This is a genomic window from Achromobacter sp. FW305-C-30-7, assembly GCF_058783105.1.
Window position 1 is genome coordinate 368,555 of the sequence record NZ_JBYSYI010000001.1, and the last position, 17,603, is coordinate 386,157.

Here is a 17,603-nt window from a genome sequence, read left to right on the forward strand (position 1 = left end):
ATGTCCCGATGTTGACCAAGAGCCTCACCCTGACCGAACAGGTCGCCCGCCAGATCGCCGCCGACATCGCCGGGGGCGCCTACCCCGTGGGCGCCAAGCTGCCGGCGGGCCGCGTGCTGGCGGAGCAATACGGCGTCAGTGCCGCGGTCATCCGCGAGGCCACCGAACGCCTGCGCGCCCAAGGGCTGATCCAGAGCCGGCAGGGCTCCGGCAGCACCGTGCTGTCGCGCACCGGCGCGCAGGGCTTCCAGCTGTCCGCAGGAATCGCGGTGGACCGCCAGCAATTGGCCGGCGTGTACGAATTGCGCATGGAACTGGAAGGCGGCGCGGCAGCCCTGGCCGCGTTGCGGCGCGACGACGCCGACCTGGCCGCCATGGCGCGCGCCCTGGCCGACCTGGAGTCGCATCTGGAAGATCCGGAGCGGGGCGTGGAGCATGACATCGCCTTCCATCGCGCCATTGCCGCCGCCACCCACAACAGCTGCTATCAGGATCTGCTGCAGTACCTGAACTTGCAGCTCAGGCTGGCCGTCAGCACCGCGCGCAGCAACAGCCGCCTGCAGGCCGGCCTGACGGCCGCCGTGCACCAGGAACACGTGGCCGTTTTCGATGCCATCCGCGCGCGCGATCCCGAACGGGCGCGGCACGCCGCCGCCCGCCATCTGCAACAGGCGGCCAGCCGCCTGCAACTCGATCTACTCCCTCCCGCCGCAAGGCAGACATCATGAGCGCATCCGACTTTACGCAACGCCTGGTCCAGGCCCTGGGCCCCGACACCGTCATCACCGCCGAGGCCGATATCGCGCCCTGGCTGTCCGATTGGCGTGGCCTGTACAAGGGCCGCGCGCAGGCCGTGGTGCGCCCGCGCACGACCGCCGAGGTCGCCACCTGCCTGGCGCTATGCCAGGAGGCGGGCGTGCCGGTGGTGCCGCGCGGCGGCAACACCGGCCTGTGCGGCGGCGCCACGCCGGACGGCGGCGCGGGCAACGTGGTGCTGAGCCTGGATCGCATGAACGCGGTGCGTTCGATCGATACCATCGCCAACACCATGGTGGCCGAGGCCGGCGCCATCCTGGGCAATCTGCGCCGTGCCGCGCAGGATGCCGGCCGCCTGCTGCCGCTGAGCCTGGCGGCAGAAGACTCCAGCCAGATCGGCGGCAACGTGGCCACCAACGCCGGCGGCGTGAACGTGGTGCGCTACGGCATGGCGCGCGAACTGGTGTTGGGTCTGGAAGCCGTGCTGCCCACGGGCGAAATCTTTCATGGCCTGCGCACGCTGCGCAAGGACAACACCGGCTACGACCTCAAGCAATTGCTGATCGGCTCCGAAGGCACGCTGGGCGTCATCACCGCCGTCGCCTTGCGCTTGTTCCCGCGCACCGACGTGCGCTCGGTGGTGCTTGCCGCCGTCGAATCGCCGGCGCAGGCCTTGCAGCTGTTCGAGATCCTGTTCGAACAATGCGGGGCGCGGCTGCAGGCGTTCGAATACTTCTCGGGTGATTGCCTGGACCTGGTGCTGGCGCATGCCGCGGGCGTGCAGGAACCTTTTGATCAGCGCTATCCAGCGTATGTGCTGGTGGAGCTGGCGGACACGGCCGACGAGGCCGCGCTGACCGGTCTCGTTGAAAATGTGATCGGCACGGCGCTGGAACGCGGCTTGTGCCTGGACGCGGCCGTGTCCGCATCGCTGGCGCAATTGCAGGCGCTGTGGAAGCTGCGCGAGGAAATCTCCGAAGCCCAGCGCGCCGACGGCCCGCACCTGAAGCACGACGTGTCGCTGCCGATCGAGCGTATCCCCGACTTCATGGAATCCGCCGAAGCCCGCGTGCGCGCGCTGTACCCGGACATCCGCCCCTTCATCTTCGGCCACTTCGGCGACGGCAACCTGCACTACAACCTGTCGCGCCCGGCCGGCGCGGACCGCGACTGGGTGGCGGTGCATGGGGCGGCGATCACGGACGCGGTGCTGGACGAGGTCAATCGCTATGGCGGGAGCATTTCTGCTGAGCATGGGATCGGGCAGTTGAAGCGGGATCATTTCCTGCATAGCAAGGATGCGCTGGAGTTGCGGTTGATGCGGGAGATCAAGGCTGTATTGGATCCTGCGGGGATCATGAATCCTGGGAAGCTGCTGTAGGTTTTTGGGGGCTTTTGAGCGGGGCCTTGAGGGTTGTTCATTTGTGCGTATGGGGACGAGGCTTCGTAGGCCGCACGGCTGCGCGGGCGGCATGGCGGCGAGCGCCCACGATTGCGGTCCGGAGCCTTCGCTCCGGACTGCCCCTTCGTCATCTTCGTCACCGCCTTCGGCGGTTCCTTCAGATTCCCTCGGGCGCATCGAGGTTGCTCGCCGCCATGCCGCCCGCGCCGCCGTGCTACCCGCGTCTCGGTTTGATGCGCTGCTAGAGCCGTGGTCGGTTGCGAGTTTTGCGGGGCCCGCCGATTACGGCCGCCCGGGCGGCCGTAATCGGCATACGCGGTTGCGTGCGCCGTGAGGGTTGCGCTTGCGCGAATGCAATGGGTCGTTTGCTAGTGGTTGTCGCCGTTTTGGGGGAGAGGCGGCGATGGGCGGCGCGCGATGGATGGTGGCTTGCGCACGCAGATCCTCTCGCGCGCGCCGCCCATCCGGCGGCGGAGTTGAAATGACGAATTGCCAGCACCCCAACATGATCTGCATGCATCGATGATGGGGTACGTGCGAAATGTGTCGTCGCTTGTGGGCATCCCTGTACCCACTTCATCCATTCGACGCGATCATCATCAGCGCGCAGCGTCATTACCTGACGCCAGACACCGCGTAAGCCCCCAAAGGCCGCCCGCGCGGCCGGCCGGGGGCGGGCCCCGCAAGATCCTCGCCCACCCCCACCGGTGGCGAAAACGCCAAGCACACTGCCCGACCCGGCGTCCGTGAAGATTCAACAAACAGAGCACGGCGCGGCAGCGGCTTGCCGGGTGCGGGGCGTCGATAAGCCCGAGGGAATCCGAAGGAGTCGCCGAAGGCGAGGACGAGGATGACGACGGGGCAGTCCGGAGCGAACGCTCCGGACCGCAATCGTTGCCCCGCACCCGGCAAGCCGCTGCCGCGCCGTGCGTCTCAAGAACTCAAAACAGACGCCCCAAGAACATCACTGCCGATGATAAACCTCGGCCCCTTTCTTAACGAACTCAATCGACTTCTCCTCCATCCCCTTCTGCAACGCATCCTTCTCGCTAACCCCCTGAGCCGCCGCATAATCCCGCACGTCCTGGGTGATCTTCATCGAGCAGAAATGCGGTCCGCACATCGAGCAGAAGTGCGCCACCTTCATCGAATCCTTGGGCAGCGTTTCGTCGTGGAATTCCTTCGCGGTGTCTGGGTCCAGCCCCAGGTTGAACTGGTCGTCCCAACGGAACTCGAAGCGCGCCTTGGACAGCGCGTTGTCGCGGATCGCCGCGCCCGGGTGGCCCTTGGCCAGGTCCGCCGCGTGGGCTGCGATCTTGTACGTGATGATGCCGTCCTTCACGTCCTTCTTGTTCGGCAGGCCCAGGTGTTCCTTCGGCGTCACATAACAGAGCATTGCCGTGCCGTACCAGCCGATCAGCGCCGCACCGATGCCGGAGGTGATGTGGTCGTAGCCCGGGGCGATGTCGGTGGTCAGGGGCCCCAGCGTATAGAACGGCGCCTCGTGGCAGTGTTCCAGTTGCAGCTCCATGTTCTCCTTGATCATCTGCATCGGCACGTGGCCCGGGCCTTCGATCATGACCTGCACGTCATGCTTCCACGCCACCTGCGTCAGCTCGCCCAGCGTCTTCAGCTCGGCGAATTGCGCCTCGTCGTTGGCGTCGTAGCCAGAACCCGGGCGCAGGCCGTCGCCCAGCGAGAAGCTGACGTCGTAGGCCTTCATGATTTCGCAGATTTCCTCGAAGCGCTCGTACAGGAAGCTTTCCTTATGATGCGCCAGACACCATTTCGCCATGATCGAACCGCCGCGCGAGACGATGCCGGTCATGCGGTCGGCCGTCATCGGGATGAACGGCAGGCGCACGCCCGCGTGGATGGTGAAGTAGTCCACGCCTTGTTCGGCCTGCTCGATCAGCGTGTCGCGGAAGATCTCCCAGGTCAGGTCCTCGGCCTTGCCGTCGACCTTCTCCAGCGCCTGATAGATCGGCACGGTGCCGATCGGCACGGGCGAGTTGCGGATGATCCATTCGCGCGTTTCGTGGATGTGCTTGCCGGTGGACAAGTCCATGACCGTGTCGCCGCCCCAGCGGATCGCCCACGTCATCTTTTCCACTTCTTCACCGATGCCAGAGCTGACTGCCGAGTTGCCGATGTTGGCGTTGATCTTCACCAGGAAATTGCGGCCGATGGCCATCGGCTCCACTTCCGGGTGGTTGATGTTGGCCGGAATGATGGCGCGGCCGCGCGCGATCTCGTCGCGCACGAACTCGGGCGTGATGGCGGCGGGAATGGCGGCGCCGAACGATTGCCCCGGGTGCTGGCGCAGCAGGCGCTTGACCATCTTTTCGCCATCGGGGCCGCTGTCGCGCAGCGTCTGCAGATAGTGCTCGCGGCGCAGGCTTTCGCGGATCGCCACGTATTCCATTTCCGGCGTGATGATGCCGCGGCGGGCGTAGTGCATCTGCGAGACGTTGGCGCCGGACTTGGCGCGGCGCGGCGGACGTTGGAGGTCGAAGCGCATGGCCGTCAGCTTGGGATCGGTCAGGCGTTCCTTGCCGTAGTCGCTGGTGGGGCCGGACAGCACTTCCGTATCGCCGCGCTCTTCGATCCAGCCGCGGCGCAGTTCGGGCAGGCCGCGGCGGATGTCGATCTTGGCTTTCGGGTCGGTGTAGGGGCCGCTGCAGTCATAGACGGTCAGGGGCGGGTTCTTCTCGCCGCCGAACATCGTCGGCGTGTCGTCCTGTTCGATTTCGCGGAACGGCACGCGGATGTCGGGGCGCGAGCCCACTTCATACACGCGGCGGGATTTGGGCAGCGGTGCGACGGCCGCCGCGTCGACTTCGGCGGTAGCGGCCAGGAATTTGGGATTGGCGTTCATGGAAAGCTCCAAGCGAGTGGTTGGAGCCGATCGGGAAGGAACTCCCGCCACGCGCGCAAAGACGCATGGCGGGAATACGGCTCCCAGCATCGGCATTATCCGTACTGGTACGAAGGGACTCTCTCAACACGTCCTGCCCTGTAGGCGGGACGAGTACCCCTGCGCGAAACCGAAGTATAGAGGCTGGCGCGCGTTCCGACGAATCGCGCGGCTGCTGCGCCGCGAAGACCGGTGCAGGCCGAAGCTGGTATTACCGCTTTACAATTGGATTCAGACTGGGGCGACACTGTCATTCAGGTTCGGTACACTTTTCCCATTACCGGCCATGGAGAAGTGGCCTGGTCTTAGTCCACTTAAGAAGGAATCGAGCATGCAACTGACCCTACGCAAATTGGCGCCCGCCCTGGTAGTCGTGACGTTGGCGCTAGCGGGTTGCAAGACCGCCCCGACTAAGACGTCTGGCGACACCGCCACGCCGCAAGCTGGCCAAGAGACGACCAAGCCCGCCGCCGCGGCCTCCGTGGACTTTTATCTGGCGCAGAAGCAGCCCGGCGCCGGCATGCGCGAAATCGCGCTGCCCGACGGCAAGCTTTACATGCAGTCCGTCCCTGTCCTGACGCGCGCCGACCTCACCGACGCCGCCGCGCTGGTCGACCGCCAAGGTCAGAACTTCGTCGGCCTGCGCTTCTCGGAAGCCGGCGCCCGCAAGCTCAATGACGTCAGCACCAAGAACGTCGGCAACATGCTGGCGCTCGTGATCGACCAGGAACTGGTCGCCGCCCCGCTCATCGGCGAACCGCTGAACCGCGGCGTCCTCGCCTTCGGCGTGGCCTCGGCCCAGGCCGCCTCCGAAATCGCCGCCAAGATCCGCGGCGACGCTGCCACGCCGCCGGCTGGCGGCGCCGCCCCGGCGCCCGCTGCCAAGCCCTGAGCGAAGCAAGCGAAAAAAAGCCCGGCCTGTGCCGGGCTTTTTTACGGACACGCGCGAAGCGCGCGGGAGGGCGATGGAGGGGGGCAGCGTCTCGCACGGCCCCATGCGTCTAACGATGCAAGGCGCGTATTGCGATCTCAGGCGCGTTGGCCACGACTTTCAGCAGCGCGGCGGCGGGTCCGGTAGGCACTCGGCGTCTCTGCTCCCAGTTTTGCAAAGTGCGAACGCTGACCTGCAATGCCGCCGCAAATTCGGCCTGAGACAGCTTGGTCTGTTCGCGCACCTGCTTTACATCCAAAGGATCAAGCTTGGATGCCCGCGAGGGGCGTGTTTCGCCCTTGCGTATCGCTGCGGCCTCTTTGAGGCTTGCCTTCAAATCGGCGAACAACTGCTTGTCCATTTCACAGATCCTTTACCAGCGCTCGCAGTTCAGCGATTTCCGCCGGGCTCAAGTTGTCCCGTACGCTCTTGGGGTAGGCCAGCAGCATCAGAATCTGGTCGTCATCGGTGAGCCAGTAATAGATCACCCGTAGCCCGCCGCTTTTGCCTATGCCCGGCCGAGCGTAGCGCATCTTCCGAATTCCGCCTCCACCAGGAATCACATTGCCGCATGCTGGATCCTCCAGCAGCATTTGCTGCAATTCTCGATAGCCATCATCTGGGAGCAGGGATGTGACTTGCCTGGTAAAGACGCTGGTTTCGATGAAAACCATGATCGCATTGTACGCCAATGGCGTAGGTGAAACAGCACGGGGGACCGCCAGCGGCGGCGCGGAGAGGCGCCGACGAATGTACGTGCTTTACCGGGAGATTGGGTGGCTAGCGCGCGATTTCTGTCACTGGCATGCGCGTGGCGAAAGCGTGCTCGGGAGGGGCCAGGAAAGATGGCCTGCGATCAACCCGGCTTGCGGCCGCGCGTCTTCGCTCCGCGGCGGAGCAGGATGGTTTTTTCGATGTAGGCCTGCGTGATCGATTCGAGGATCAGACGGTCGTCAGCCGTGAGCGATTCGAACTGCGAAGGCGAAATATTCGGGAAGGGCCAGGGCGCCATCGGGCGCGGTCGGCCGCCGGGGCGCGGCGCGGGTTCGGCCACGCCAGGTGCGGGCAGGGTGTTGCTGAGGTCGTAGCCTTCCACGGGGAGTTCCATGGGGCCTTTGCCGGTTTCCAGCCATTCGACCTCGATCTTCAGGACTTGCGCCAGCTTGCGGGCCGAACGGCTTGAATGCCGCAAGTCGCTTTCGTAGCTGCCGATGGCACTTTGCGAAATGCGCGCCAGACGGGCGAGATCCTTCTGCGTGTGGCCACGCAGCAGGCGCGCATGCTTCAGTCGGTCTGAGAATGTTTTCACACCGGCGATTGAAGCTTGCTGGTCACGCGCTTTGGTGGTTATAAATATTACTTAAGTGATATTTATCAAAGGTGAGCGCATGGAGCAACGAGGCAGCGTCTTCGTCGTACGGCTCGACGAAACGGCGGGCGAGGATTTCGCCGAGGCCTTGCGTCTGTTGCGTTGGCAGGCCCGGGTCTTCGATACGTCCGCCGGGGTATTGGAACACTTGCAGGCCCAGGCGGCTGATGCCCTGGTACTTTTGGGAGGTATCAAGGGCGTGCCGGCTCTCATCGCCATGTTGCGCCGTGCGGCGCCAGCCGCGGCGGTGCTGTGGCATGCTGCGGCGGCCAGCGCGTCCGACCGCATCGCCGCGCTGGATGCGGGCGCGGACGTCTGTATGTCCGCAGACAGGGACGTGCTGGAATGGGATGCCCTGCTGCGCAATCTGCACCGGCGCGCGCCGGCCGTTGCCCTGCCTTGGCGGCTCGACCCGCACGCTGGCGCGCTGGCCGGGCCTGCTGGCGAGTACCTGCCGTTGACGGTAACGGAGCGCGCTTTTTTTGTCCGCTTATTGAACGCGCCGGGCTACTGCCTGCGCCGGGAATGCTTCTTTCCCGCCGGCACGCGCAAATCCCTGGATGGGGCGCGGCGGGTGGATGTGCTGTTGTCGCGGCTGCGCAGCAAGGCGCGCCGTCTCAATATCGACCTGCCCGTGCTCGCGGTGCGCGGATGGGGCTACATCCTGCTGCCCGAGGGCGCCGCGAGAGGGTAGGGCTTCAGAGTACTACCAGGTTGTCTCGGTGCATGAGCTCGGGTTCGGTCATGCTGCCCAGGATGCGCGCAATCTGCGACGAAGGCTGGCGCAGGATGCGGCGGGTATCGGCCGATGAGTAATTGATCAGGCCCCGGGCGCATTCGCGGCCTTGGCCATCCACGCAGGCGACCACATCGCCGCGGCCGAACTCGCCGTCTACCTCGGTCACGCCGATGGGCAGCAGGCTCTTGCCCTCGCGCAGTAGCGCCTGCACGGCGCCGTCGTCCAGCACCACGCGTCCGCGCAGGCGCAGGTGGTCGGCCAGCCATTGCTTGCGCGCGGACCACACAGGTAGCACGGCGCGCAATTCGCTGCCGATGCACTCGCCCTGGGCCAGGCGCGTGAGCACGTTGCGTTCGTGGCCCGACGCGATCACGGTATGCGCGCCGCTATGCGCCGCGCGCTTGGCCGCCAGCACCTTGGTCAGCATGCCACCGGTGCCGATGCCGCTGCCGGCGCCGCCAGCCATGGCTTCCAGCGCCGGGTCGCCGGCCTGGGCGTGCGACATGAACTTGGCCTCGGGATTCTTGCGCGGGTCGGAGTCATACAGGCCGCGCTGGTCCGTCAGGATGATCAGCGTGTCGGCTTCGATCAAATTGGTGACCAGCGCGCCCAGGGTGTCGTTGTCGCCCAGCCGGATTTCGTCGGTGACCACCGTGTCGTTTTCGTTCACGATCGGCACCACGCCCAGGCGCAGCAGCGCGAACAGCGTGCTGCGCGCGTTCAGGTAGCGGTGGCGGTCGGCCAGGTCTTCGTGGGTCAGCAGGATCTGGGCGGTGCGCAGGCCGTACTCGGCGAAAGCCGCCTCATAGGCCTGGCACAGGCCCATCTGGCCCACGGCCGCGGCGGCCTGCAGTTCGTGCATGACCGAGGGACGTTTACGCCAGCCCAGGCGCGCCATGCCTTCCGCGATGGCGCCGCTGGAGACCAGCACGATCTGCTTGCCCTGCTTGTGCAGGGCGGCGATCTGCGCGGCCCAGTGCGCCACGGCGGCGCGGTCCAGGCCGCGGCCTTCATTGGTGACCAGCGACGAGCCGACTTTGGCGACGAGGCGCTGGGCGTTGGTGACGACGGAAACGGCGGGTGTTTCAGCAGACATGATGGCGGCCGGCTGCGGCGATAAAAAAGGCGTAATCGTAAGGACTGCGATTATGGCTTATTCGTCGTCGCCGCGCGGCGCGGGCCGCTGGTCGGCAGTCGAGCGCTTGTCGTCGAAGCGCGGGTCCGGCGCGACATAGTCGGCTTCGGCCTGATCTTGCGACAGGTATTCCTTTTCGCGCTCGGCGTCCAGGTAGTCCTGCAGCGCGTAGATCAGGTCTTGCGTGCCTTCGCCCGACAGGCCGGAAATGCCGAACACCGGGCCCTTCCAGTCGTACAGTTCAAGGAAGCGGCGCTTGGTGTCCTCGGGATCGGGCACCATGTCCAGCTTGTTCAGCACCAGCCAGCGCGGCTTGGCGGCCAGTTCCGGATCGTAGCGGCGCAGTTCCTCGACGATGGCGCGCGCGTCCACCACGGCTTGCTCGACCGGATCCGCATCGGGATCCGGGGTGGACACATCAACCAGGTGCAGCAGCACGCGGGTACGCGCCAGGTGGCGCAGGAACAGGTGGCCCAGGCCGGCGCCTTCGGAGGCGCCTTCAATCAGGCCGGGAATGTCGGCCACGACGAAGCTGCGCGACGGCGAGGTGCGCACCACGCCCAGGTTGGGGTGCAGCGTGGTGAAGGGGTAGTCCGCGATCTTCGGCTTCGCATTGGAAATGCGGGTGATCAGCGTGGACTTGCCGGCGTTTGGCAGGCCCAGCAGGCCCACGTCCGCCAGTACCTTCAATTCCATGCGCAGGTAGCGGTGCTCGCCTTCCTTGCCGGGCGTCCACTGGCGCGGTGCGCGGTTTACGCTGGACTTGAAATGGATGTTGCCCATGCCGCCCTGGCCGCCAGCGGCCAGCACGACTTTTTGTTCGTGCTGGTTCAGGTCGAACAGGACTTCGCCGGTTTCGGCGTCATGGATGATGGTGCCCACCGGCACGCGCAGCGTGATGTCGGGAGCGGCCGCGCCGTACTGGTCCGAGCCGCGGCCGTTTTCGCCGTTCTTGGCGCGGTGCAGACGCGCGTAGCGGTAGTCGATCAGCGTGTTGATGTTGCGATCGGCCACCGCGAAGATGGTACCGCCGCGTCCACCGTCGCCGCCGTCCGGGCCGCCTCGGGGAATGAATTTTTCGCGGCGAAAGCTCGCCACGCCATTGCCGCCTTTGCCGGCGACGACTTCGATGGTGGCTTCGTCTACGAATTTCATGATGTCCGCGCGTGTAGTAGGTAGTGGGGCGGGGAGCCGTCATCGGGCGCCGCCAGGAGGCAGGGGCCGGAACCGTCCGGCTGCTGCCCTAAAACGAAAAAGCTTAAAACAAAAAAGCCCTGCCGCATGCGACAGGGCTTTTGCCGTTCTGAAACGCGGCGAACCGCGTTGCTGACCGTGCTTGTCCGATTACTCGGCAGCGACGATCGAAACGGTCTGCTTGTTCAACGCGCCCTTGAAGCCGAATTGAACCTTGCCGTCGATCAGCGCGAACAGGGTGTGATCCTTGCCCATGCCGACGTTCACGCCAGCGTGGAAGCGCGTGCCGCGCTGACGCACGATGATCGAACCAGCGGGAATCAATTCGCCGCCGAATGCCTTGACGCCCAGACGCTTCGATTCTGAGTCGCGTCCGTTCCGCGTAGAGCCGCCGCCCTTTTTCTGTGCCATGTTTAGCTCCTGCTAAGTGGTACCGAGTCGCTTCTTAAGCCGTGATGGCTTCGATGCGGATTTCGGTGTAGTTCTGACGGTGGCCCTGACGCTTCTGATAGTGCTTGCGACGGCGCATCTTGAAGATCTTGACCTTGTCGTGGCGGCCTTGCGCAAGAACCGTTGCCTTGACCACGGCGCCGGAGACGAGGGGCGTGCCAACTTTCAGCTGGTCGCCTTCGCCCACGGACAACACTTGGTCCAGGGTGATTTCTTGCCCAATGTCTGCCGGTATCTGTTCTATCTTGAGTTTTTCGCCAGCGGCAACGCGATACTGCTTGCCACCGGTTTTTACGACCGCGTACATGGGGTGTTCCTTAAATAGGTAAATGGGTTCATCCGCGCTGCCTGCCCTGCTGGGCGGGACTGCCGCTCTGGCGGGACACTTTTTTCATCTGGCGCCAGAGTCTGGCGGAAAGAAAAAAGGCCTTGATGCTTAAGGAAGATCCAAAACCGGATTGGACCGGGTCTGAAGCCTACCTCTGCACCCAGAGGGGTGACGCAAATGCAACCGACGTAATTCGGGCATTGCTGACCGAATCCGGAATATTAGCCCGGGACTTTCGGAAAGTCAAAAAGCTGTTGCAGGCTAAGGGCTTAGGTGTGGCGTGCGCGCTTCAAGTGCCGGGGATCACCCGCAGGGCGATGTCGCGCGCCACCAGCCGGATTCCGTCGATCACGTCACGGCGGTGCGCGTCGTCCAGCCGGTCGGTGGGGATGGAGGTGCTCACGGCCACCCGCTTGCCCAGCGGCGTCATGCCCACGTAGGCGGCAAAGCAGACCAGGCCGGTCGCCACTTCCTCCAGGTCCTGCGCCAGTCCGGTGCCACGCACCTGTTCCAGCTCCTGGTCGAGCGCGGCGCGGGTGGCGAGGCTGCGCTCGGTGACACGCGGCAACACCGCAGGCACGCAGGCGGCCAGCTCTTGCGGCGGCAGGCTGGCGAGCAAAGCCTTGCCCAGCGCGCAGGCGTGCGCGGGCAGTCGCAGGCCCAGGTCCGACACCAGCCGCACCGGGCGGCGCGCGTCCTCGCGAGCCAGATAGACCACATCGAATCCGTCCAGCGTCGCCAGCTGCACCACTTCGTTGTGCCGCGCCACGAAGACACCAGCGGCGGCCTGGAATGCCGCTTGCAATCCATCCTGGCGCAGATAGGCGTAGCCCAGCGCCATCAGTTCGATGCCGATGACGTAGCCGCCTTCACGGCGCTCGATCCAGCGGCGTTGCTCCAGGCAATCCAGCAGCAAGTACAGCGTGCTGCGGGCGAGCTGGCAGGATTCGGCCAGTTCCGATGCCTTGACCGGCGCGCGGCGGCTGGCGAGCACCCGCAGGATGTCGTGGGTGCGGCGGATAGCGGGGACGTCGTACTCGGAAGCCATGTTGGTTGTCCAATATATTGGACATAAATTCAGGATGTTGGACATGATAATCGAACTCTCCTAGACTGCCCCGCACATCATTCGAGCAAGGCGAGGGAGACTCATGGATCAAGCAAAGGCGCTGCCTGCCGACCTGGAGCAGGCGTTGCTGGTGGGGCGGGTGTGGCGGCCAGGGTCGGTGAATGGCCCCAGTGTGGTGGCGGTCCGCCAGGGCGAGGTGATCGACATCACGGGGGTCACGCCCACCATGGCGGACCTGCTGGACCGCCCCGACCGCGTGGCGTTGGCGGCCAGCGCCACCGGCGAGTCGCTGGGCGACGTGCGGACCCTGATGGCCGCCAGCCTGGCGGGCCAGGACGGACTGCGCCTGTTGGCGCCCTGCGACCTGCAACCCGTCAAGGCGGCGGGCGTCACCTTCGCCATCAGCCTGCTGGAACGGATGATCGAGGAAGAAGCGGGCGGCGACGCCAGCCGCGCCGAGGAAATCCGCGTCCGCATGCAGGCCCTGATCGGCTCCGATCTGTCCCGCCTGCGTCCGGGCTCGCCGGAAGCGGCCAAACTGAAGGCCGAACTGACCGAGCGGGGCCAGTGGTCGCAGTACCTGGAGGTCGGCATAGGCCCGGACGCCGAGGTCTTCTCCAAGGCGCCGCCCATGGCGTCGGTGGGCACGGGCGCGCGGATCGGCGTACTGCCCGAATCCCGCTGGAACAATCCCGAACCCGAGATCGTGCTGGCGGTGGACAGCCGCGGCGAAGTCGTCGGCGCCACGCTGGGCAACGACGTCAACCTGCGCGACATCGAAGGCCGCAGCGCCTTGCTGCTGACCAAGGCCAAGGACAACAACGGTTCCTGCGCCATCGGACCCTTCATCCGCCTGTTCGACGGCGGCTACACCCTGGACAGCGTGCGCCAGGCCGACGTCTCCCTGCGCATCGAGGGCCTGGACGGCTTCGAGCTGGACGGCGTCAGCCACATGCGCGAGATCAGCCGCGACCCGCTGGATCTGGTGCGTCAGGCTTGCGGCCGGCATCACCAGTATCCAGACGGTTTCATGCTGTTCCTGGGCACCATGTTCTCGCCCACCCAGGATCGCATGGGTCCAGGCACCGGCTTTACCCACAAGCTGGGCGACCGCGTCGTGATCGCCTCCGAACGCCTGGGGGCGCTGGTCAACGAAGTGCGGCTGGCCACCGAGATCGAACCCTGGACCTTCGGGGCGCGCGCGCTCTACGCCAATCTGGCAGCCCGCGGCCTGCTGCGGCAAGAGGCCTGATCCGCTGCAAGATGGCGCCGGGCAGGGGGAGGGCGCGCCGGGCGCCGTCCCCGTCGGCGATTCTGCCAGGGTGACGGCTCACGTCCGTCACTCCCCGTATAATCCTTGGTCGAATCCCCCGCCCTCTGCGGCGGGCCCAGCGGTAAGAGCCGGCACGCGTCCGCGCCACGGCTCGTTTCACTCTCCCGGATACGTCTTGAATCTCCCCGAGCTTGTTGCCCCCATTGCAGACGATATGAAAGCCGTCGACGCGGTCATCCGCGAGCGGCTGAATTCCGAAGTGGTCCTGATCCGCACGATCGGCGACTACATCATTGGAGCGGGCGGCAAGCGCATGCGGCCGGCCATGGTGCTGATGGTGGCGCGCGCGCTGGGCTACGAGGGCACGCACCACCAGTTGCTGGCCGCCGTGGTTGAGTTCATCCATACCGCCACCCTGCTGCACGACGACGTGGTCGACGAATCCGACCTGCGCCGCGGCCGCGACACCGCCAACGCGGTCTTCGGCAACGCCGCCAGCGTGCTGGTGGGCGATTACCTGTATTCGCGCTCCTTCGAGATGATGGTGGAAGCGAACTCCATGCGCGTCATGAGCATCCTGTCCGAAGCCACCACGGTGATCGCCGAGGGCGAGGTGCTGCAGCTGCTGAACGTGCACGACCCGGACGTCTCCCAGGAACGCTATCTGCAAGTCGTGCGCTACAAGACCGCCAAGCTGTTCGAGGCAGCCGCCCAGGTGGGCGCCGTGCTGGCGGGCGCCACTCCCGAACAGGAAGCCGCTGCGGCCGCCTATGGCCGCCACGTGGGCACCGCCTTCCAATTGGTGGACGACGTGCTGGACTACAGCGGCGACGCCGCCGCCCTGGGCAAGAACGTGGGCGACGACCTGCGCGAGGGCAAGCCCACGCTGCCGCTGATCCGCGTGATGGAAGTGGGCACCCCGGAACAGCAGCAATTGATCCGCGACGCCATCAAGACCGGCGACGCCGACTTCGCCGCCGTGGCCGCCGCCATCCAGGCCACCGACGCCCTGGAGCACGCCCGCCAGGCCGCCGTGGCCGAGGCCGATCTGGCTCGCCAGGCACTTTCTGGCTACCCCATTTCCCCTTTTCTAAATTCTCTGTTAGAATTCTGCGCTTTCGCGGTGAATAGAGATCGCTAAGCGAATTAGGCGAAAAATCTGGGGTAACCCAGCAGTCTGAAACGTAGCGGTTCTGTCAAAGCGAAAATGGTTTGGTTGCACTGAGCGCAACGAGATCAGCAGTAAGGTAGTAAGACTCGGGGCGTAGCTCAGCCTGGTAGAGTACTGCGTTCGGGACGCAGGAGTCGGAGGTTCGAATCCTCTCGCCCCGACCATCTTTTGATGGTCATTCCCGAAGGAAGACCCTTTAGCCCAATGGCTACAGGGTCTTTTTTGTTGGGACTGCGGCAAGGCGGTGTGTCAATTATGAAGATGACAAAGCACACAATGTCTAAGCTACCTCCTGGCCTGAAGATGCGCGGCGGCGTTTGGCACCTGCGCATCGGCATCCCCGACAACATCCGCGACACCTATCCACCGACGCGTAGTGGCAGGCCCGCTACGGACGCATATCGTGGGTCGCTCGGCACCAGTGACCGCGCCGTTGCCATTGTGCTGGCGCACGCGAAGATCGCCGAGGTTCGTCAGGAATTCGCGGACCGCTTGGCGCTCAAGCAGGCCAAGATTGCTCCGCCCCTCGTTCCGATCACTCCCGAGCTAGTTGCTTTCGTGAATGCCTCGGCCGTTCGGCAGGTTTTGGCAACCGACGATGCTCTGCGAACTGAACCGCATGCGGCGGAAGCCTTCCTGGCCCCGTTGAGGTTCTTGGGCCAGATGGACCCCGCTGCCGACTTCTTGGACAAATTTCAGGCAGGTGCTTTGCAGGGCGTGCAGGGCCAGATTGCTCGCAGCCTCGCTCGCGATGCAGCACGAGGTTACTTGGGCGCTGCGCAACGTATTGCCGACCCGATACTGTTGGGAATCGGGGTCCGCGTGGATTGGTCGCAGCCTGGGGGCCGTATCGCGTTGCTGGGAATCTTGCGCGAGCTTGCGAGGGCGTGGACAAGCGCCGCGTCTCGGGGTGACGGCGAACTCATTGCTACTCCTGTGCCGCCTGTCGCGCCTGTAGTCGCCGCGCCTCCCGAGACCTCCGGCCTTAATCTGCGGGATATCGTTCCCGAATGGAAAGCCCTGAGCCGCGCGAAGCCCAACGCGATTCAACGCGTGGAACGCGCCCTGAAGCTGTTTGAAGAGGCGGTGGGTATCCTGCCGTTGGCACAGCTAGATCGCGGCGTCGGTGGGCGCTTTCTGACCTTCCTGTTGGATAGCGAGGCTCGGAAGTTTGGCGACAGTACCGCCGCCAAGCAGACTGCCGCAATCAATGCGCTTGTGAATGTGGCGGTCAAAGTCGGCAAGTTGCCCTCGAAGCCCTTTGACCTGTCCTTCGAGGTTAAGAATGCCGAGAAGCGCGAAGCGTGGACGGGGGCAGAATTGCAAACAATCTTCGGTTCGGCTTTGTTTCTCGGAGGCCCGGCGCAGTTCCCCACGCTTCGAGCAACCCACGCATCGGCCGGATACTTCATCTTGGCGATGCTGCTTTACTCTGGGGCTCGGATTGGCGAGTTGGCCCAGCTAGAAGTGGCCGACGTGCAGAACCGAGACGGCATATGGGCCTACGAAATCCACGGACGCGCCGGGACCGTTAAGACCGACGAATCGGCGCGATGGGTTCCAATTCACAGCGACCTTGTTCGGCTGGGCCTGCTGGACTATCACGCGGGCTTGAAGAGGGCGGGGGCCGTCAAGTTATTCCCCAGTCTCCATCGTGGCAAGGAAGCTCCCGCCAGCAATGCGACCAAATGGTTTGCCGCGTTTCGGGCGCTCGTCGGGTTGCCGTCAGGAAGGCTGGAAGGCTCGCACAAATTCCGCCATTTGGTCCGCACTGCGCTAGATGAGTTGGGCGTGGGGCAGGGTGTGGCGGATGCGCTCACGGGGCACGCCGCGACTGGCAGCAGCGGGCGCACGGTCTATACGAATGCGCGGCTTCCTGCGGTCGCTGAGGCCGTGGAGCGGCTGGACTTCGGCTTGAGTCTGCCGAGGGTGTGGCGCCCTTAGCGCGGCTTGAATTTTGTCCCAAAAATGCGTGACCAGTCTTCGAGCCGCCGCGTGGGGAAATCCCCCCGTGGGGGACGCCCCTGGCCGCAAGGGCGTTTGCTGCTGCCAGACAGAGGGCGCGGTCCTTGACGCACTGGGTCGTTCCAGGCACCGCCGCCCCTATGGGGAATCGGTGGGAGGCGCAGGGAGTCTTGGCGAGCGCGGAGCTCTTGGCCTCTGAGGTAGAGTCCGACCTACTACCTGCACCTGAGTAACCCCAGGAGTTCACAGTGATCCGCCTATTTATATCGTCCGCACCGAAAGAAATCCAACGCGACAAGCGCGACCCGTCAGTCCAAGGAACGGGCGTATCGCCATCTGACGTGGAGACGGAGTGCGCCGCCTTGGCGTCCAGGGTAGATGCGCTGGAAAAGGCCGATATGGGCCGGCAGCATGAACTGGAACACCTACGTGACACCGTACGGATGTTGCAGGGATTCATCAAAGATATGGACGCAGCGGCGGCAACGGAGCGGCAGGTCGCACGAGGGGTTAGTAAGAGTGTCGCGGAACTTGCCACATACAGTCGACAAATGGGCCAAGACATGGATCGCCTTGGGGCGGCAATGCGCGATGCGTTGTCGGCGCAGCGGGAGGAACTTCAGGGCTTGAATGATTCGGTGGCGGCTGACATTACCACCTTGTCTTTTGCGGCGTGCATCACACTGCGCAGCGATGACGCGCTAATACCTGCTGTGCGGGAGTTTGGGCGACGTAGGGTGGCTGATGCCAGTCCCGAGATGCAAGAAAGGATAAGGGCGGCGTACCTCGAATTGCTGGGCATCGAAATGTGAGTTGCCGGGCTTCTCTGCGCCCCCTATGCGCGGGATGGCTCAGTGCGGCCGCCGATTCCCGCCAGCTTTTTTGGGTCAGAATTAAATCGACA

Annotated in this window: 17 protein-coding genes and 1 tRNA gene; 9 read left to right on the forward strand and 9 right to left on the reverse strand. The window is 64.8% G+C overall.

Annotated features, from left to right (window positions below; genetic code table 11):
- Positions 1–8: 8 nt before the first annotated feature.
- Complete coding sequence (locus AC3WOB_RS01860; RefSeq protein ID WP_013396651.1) at positions 9–728, forward strand: FadR/GntR family transcriptional regulator; 720 nt, start codon at positions 9–11, stop codon at positions 726–728.
- Positions 725–2,137: an FAD-binding oxidoreductase gene (locus AC3WOB_RS01865; RefSeq protein WP_492273993.1), complete on the forward strand. Its 1,413-nt coding sequence runs from the start codon at positions 725–727 to the stop codon at positions 2,135–2,137. The genes AC3WOB_RS01860 and AC3WOB_RS01865 overlap by 4 nt, the downstream gene beginning before the upstream one ends.
- Before the next feature lie 985 nt (positions 2,138–3,122).
- On the opposite strand, the gene thiC is transcribed toward AC3WOB_RS01865, so the two are convergent.
- Complete coding sequence (gene thiC / locus AC3WOB_RS01870; RefSeq protein ID WP_492273994.1) at positions 3,123–5,036, reverse strand: phosphomethylpyrimidine synthase ThiC; 1,914 nt, start codon at positions 5,034–5,036, stop codon at positions 3,123–3,125.
- A 370-nt stretch (positions 5,037–5,406) separates the two neighbouring features.
- Here thiC and AC3WOB_RS01875 point away from each other — a divergent pair, with 370 nt between their 5' ends.
- The gene (locus AC3WOB_RS01875; protein ID WP_013396648.1) at positions 5,407–5,967 is read left to right on the forward strand and encodes a SecDF P1 head subdomain-containing protein; all 561 of its coding nucleotides are present in this window, start codon (positions 5,407–5,409) and stop codon (positions 5,965–5,967) included.
- 109 nt (positions 5,968–6,076) lie between these two features.
- Here AC3WOB_RS01875 and nadS read toward each other — a convergent pair whose 3' ends face one another.
- The 3 genes from nadS to AC3WOB_RS01890 all read right to left on the reverse strand — a co-directional run bounded on the left by nadS (position 6,077) and on the right by AC3WOB_RS01890 (position 7,315).
- Positions 6,077–6,367 carry a NadS family protein gene (gene nadS, locus AC3WOB_RS01880; protein ID WP_492273995.1) on the reverse strand — a complete coding sequence of 97 codons (291 nt, stop codon included), beginning with the start codon at positions 6,365–6,367 and terminating at the stop codon, positions 6,077–6,079.
- A gap of 1 nt (position 6,368) precedes the next feature.
- Positions 6,369–6,680, reverse strand: coding sequence for a type II toxin-antitoxin system RelE/ParE family toxin (locus AC3WOB_RS01885; RefSeq protein ID WP_492273996.1), 312 nt, complete (start codon positions 6,678–6,680; stop codon positions 6,369–6,371).
- Between the two features lie 182 nt (positions 6,681–6,862).
- Positions 6,863–7,315 (reverse strand): helix-turn-helix domain-containing protein, encoded by a 453-nt coding sequence (locus AC3WOB_RS01890; RefSeq protein ID WP_013396645.1) that lies wholly within the window; start codon positions 7,313–7,315, stop codon positions 6,863–6,865.
- A 79-nt stretch (positions 7,316–7,394) separates the two neighbouring features.
- Here AC3WOB_RS01890 and AC3WOB_RS01895 point away from each other — a divergent pair, with 79 nt between their 5' ends.
- On the forward strand, positions 7,395–8,069 hold the full coding sequence (locus AC3WOB_RS01895) for a response regulator transcription factor (RefSeq protein ID WP_013396644.1): 675 nt from the start codon (positions 7,395–7,397) through the stop codon (positions 8,067–8,069).
- Positions 8,070–8,073: 4 nt separating this feature from the next.
- On the opposite strand, the gene proB is transcribed toward AC3WOB_RS01895, so the two are convergent.
- The 5 genes from proB to AC3WOB_RS01920 form a co-directional block, all read right to left on the reverse strand.
- Positions 8,074–9,210, reverse strand: coding sequence for a glutamate 5-kinase (gene proB, locus AC3WOB_RS01900; RefSeq protein ID WP_013396643.1), 1,137 nt, complete (start codon positions 9,208–9,210; stop codon positions 8,074–8,076).
- Positions 9,211–9,267: 57 nt separating this feature from the next.
- Positions 9,268–10,404 (reverse strand): GTPase ObgE, encoded by a 1,137-nt coding sequence (gene obgE, locus AC3WOB_RS01905; protein WP_013396642.1) that lies wholly within the window; start codon positions 10,402–10,404, stop codon positions 9,268–9,270.
- A gap of 189 nt (positions 10,405–10,593) precedes the next feature.
- On the reverse strand, positions 10,594–10,854 hold the full coding sequence (rpmA, locus tag AC3WOB_RS01910; protein ID WP_006216229.1) for a 50S ribosomal protein L27: 261 nt from the start codon (positions 10,852–10,854) through the stop codon (positions 10,594–10,596).
- 34 nt (positions 10,855–10,888) lie between these two features.
- Positions 10,889–11,200, reverse strand: a complete 312-nt coding sequence (gene rplU, locus AC3WOB_RS01915) for a 50S ribosomal protein L21 (RefSeq protein ID WP_006216228.1) — start codon at positions 11,198–11,200, stop codon at positions 10,889–10,891.
- Between the two features lie 310 nt (positions 11,201–11,510).
- Positions 11,511–12,269 carry an IclR family transcriptional regulator gene (locus AC3WOB_RS01920; RefSeq protein ID WP_492273997.1) on the reverse strand — a complete coding sequence of 253 codons (759 nt, stop codon included), beginning with the start codon at positions 12,267–12,269 and terminating at the stop codon, positions 11,511–11,513.
- A gap of 103 nt (positions 12,270–12,372) precedes the next feature.
- Between AC3WOB_RS01920 and AC3WOB_RS01925 the strand changes: the two genes are divergently transcribed.
- The 5 genes from AC3WOB_RS01925 to AC3WOB_RS01945 all read left to right on the forward strand — a co-directional run bounded on the left by AC3WOB_RS01925 (position 12,373) and on the right by AC3WOB_RS01945 (position 17,511).
- Complete coding sequence (locus tag AC3WOB_RS01925) at positions 12,373–13,542, forward strand: fumarylacetoacetate hydrolase family protein (RefSeq protein ID WP_492273998.1); 1,170 nt, start codon at positions 12,373–12,375, stop codon at positions 13,540–13,542.
- 196 nt (positions 13,543–13,738) lie between these two features.
- Positions 13,739–14,704 (forward strand): octaprenyl diphosphate synthase, encoded by a 966-nt coding sequence (ispB, locus tag AC3WOB_RS01930; protein WP_041654444.1) that lies wholly within the window; start codon positions 13,739–13,741, stop codon positions 14,702–14,704.
- 117 nt (positions 14,705–14,821) lie between these two features.
- A tRNA-Pro gene (locus AC3WOB_RS01935) sits at positions 14,822–14,898 on the forward strand.
- A gap of 91 nt (positions 14,899–14,989) precedes the next feature.
- Positions 14,990–16,678 (forward strand): DUF6538 domain-containing protein, encoded by a 1,689-nt coding sequence (locus AC3WOB_RS01940; RefSeq protein WP_492273999.1) that lies wholly within the window; start codon positions 14,990–14,992, stop codon positions 16,676–16,678.
- Positions 16,679–16,947: 269 nt separating this feature from the next.
- Complete coding sequence (locus AC3WOB_RS01945) at positions 16,948–17,511, forward strand: hypothetical protein (protein WP_492274000.1); 564 nt, start codon at positions 16,948–16,950, stop codon at positions 17,509–17,511.
- Positions 17,512–17,603: the final 92 nt, after the last annotated feature.

What these genes read in the sequence shown, in the direction of transcription:
- thiC (WP_492273994.1), bottom strand. Translation starts at nt 5,036, where the DNA reads ATGAACGCCAATCCCAAATTCCTGGCCGCTACCGCCGAAGTCGACGCG.
- obgE (WP_013396642.1), bottom strand. Translation starts at nt 10,404, where the DNA reads ATGAAATTCGTAGACGAAGCCACCATCGAAGTCGTCGCCGGCAAAGGC.
- AC3WOB_RS01865 (WP_492273993.1), top strand. Translation starts at nt 725, where the DNA reads ATGAGCGCATCCGACTTTACGCAACGCCTGGTCCAGGCCCTGGGCCCC.
- AC3WOB_RS01875 (WP_013396648.1), top strand. Translation starts at nt 5,407, where the DNA reads ATGCAACTGACCCTACGCAAATTGGCGCCCGCCCTGGTAGTCGTGACG.
- AC3WOB_RS01885 (WP_492273996.1), bottom strand. Translation starts at nt 6,680, where the DNA reads ATGGTTTTCATCGAAACCAGCGTCTTTACCAGGCAAGTCACATCCCTG.
- nadS (WP_492273995.1), bottom strand. Translation starts at nt 6,367, where the DNA reads ATGGACAAGCAGTTGTTCGCCGATTTGAAGGCAAGCCTCAAAGAGGCC.
- AC3WOB_RS01860 (WP_013396651.1), top strand. Translation starts at nt 9, where the DNA reads ATGTTGACCAAGAGCCTCACCCTGACCGAACAGGTCGCCCGCCAGATC.
- AC3WOB_RS01925 (WP_492273998.1), top strand. Translation starts at nt 12,373, where the DNA reads ATGGATCAAGCAAAGGCGCTGCCTGCCGACCTGGAGCAGGCGTTGCTG.
- AC3WOB_RS01895 (WP_013396644.1), top strand. Translation starts at nt 7,395, where the DNA reads ATGGAGCAACGAGGCAGCGTCTTCGTCGTACGGCTCGACGAAACGGCG.
- AC3WOB_RS01940 (WP_492273999.1), top strand. Translation starts at nt 14,990, where the DNA reads ATGAAGATGACAAAGCACACAATGTCTAAGCTACCTCCTGGCCTGAAG.
- rpmA (WP_006216229.1), bottom strand. Translation starts at nt 10,854, where the DNA reads ATGGCACAGAAAAAGGGCGGCGGCTCTACGCGGAACGGACGCGACTCA.
- proB (WP_013396643.1), bottom strand. Translation starts at nt 9,210, where the DNA reads ATGTCTGCTGAAACACCCGCCGTTTCCGTCGTCACCAACGCCCAGCGC.
- AC3WOB_RS01920 (WP_492273997.1), bottom strand. Translation starts at nt 12,269, where the DNA reads ATGGCTTCCGAGTACGACGTCCCCGCTATCCGCCGCACCCACGACATC.
- rplU (WP_006216228.1), bottom strand. Translation starts at nt 11,200, where the DNA reads ATGTACGCGGTCGTAAAAACCGGTGGCAAGCAGTATCGCGTTGCCGCT.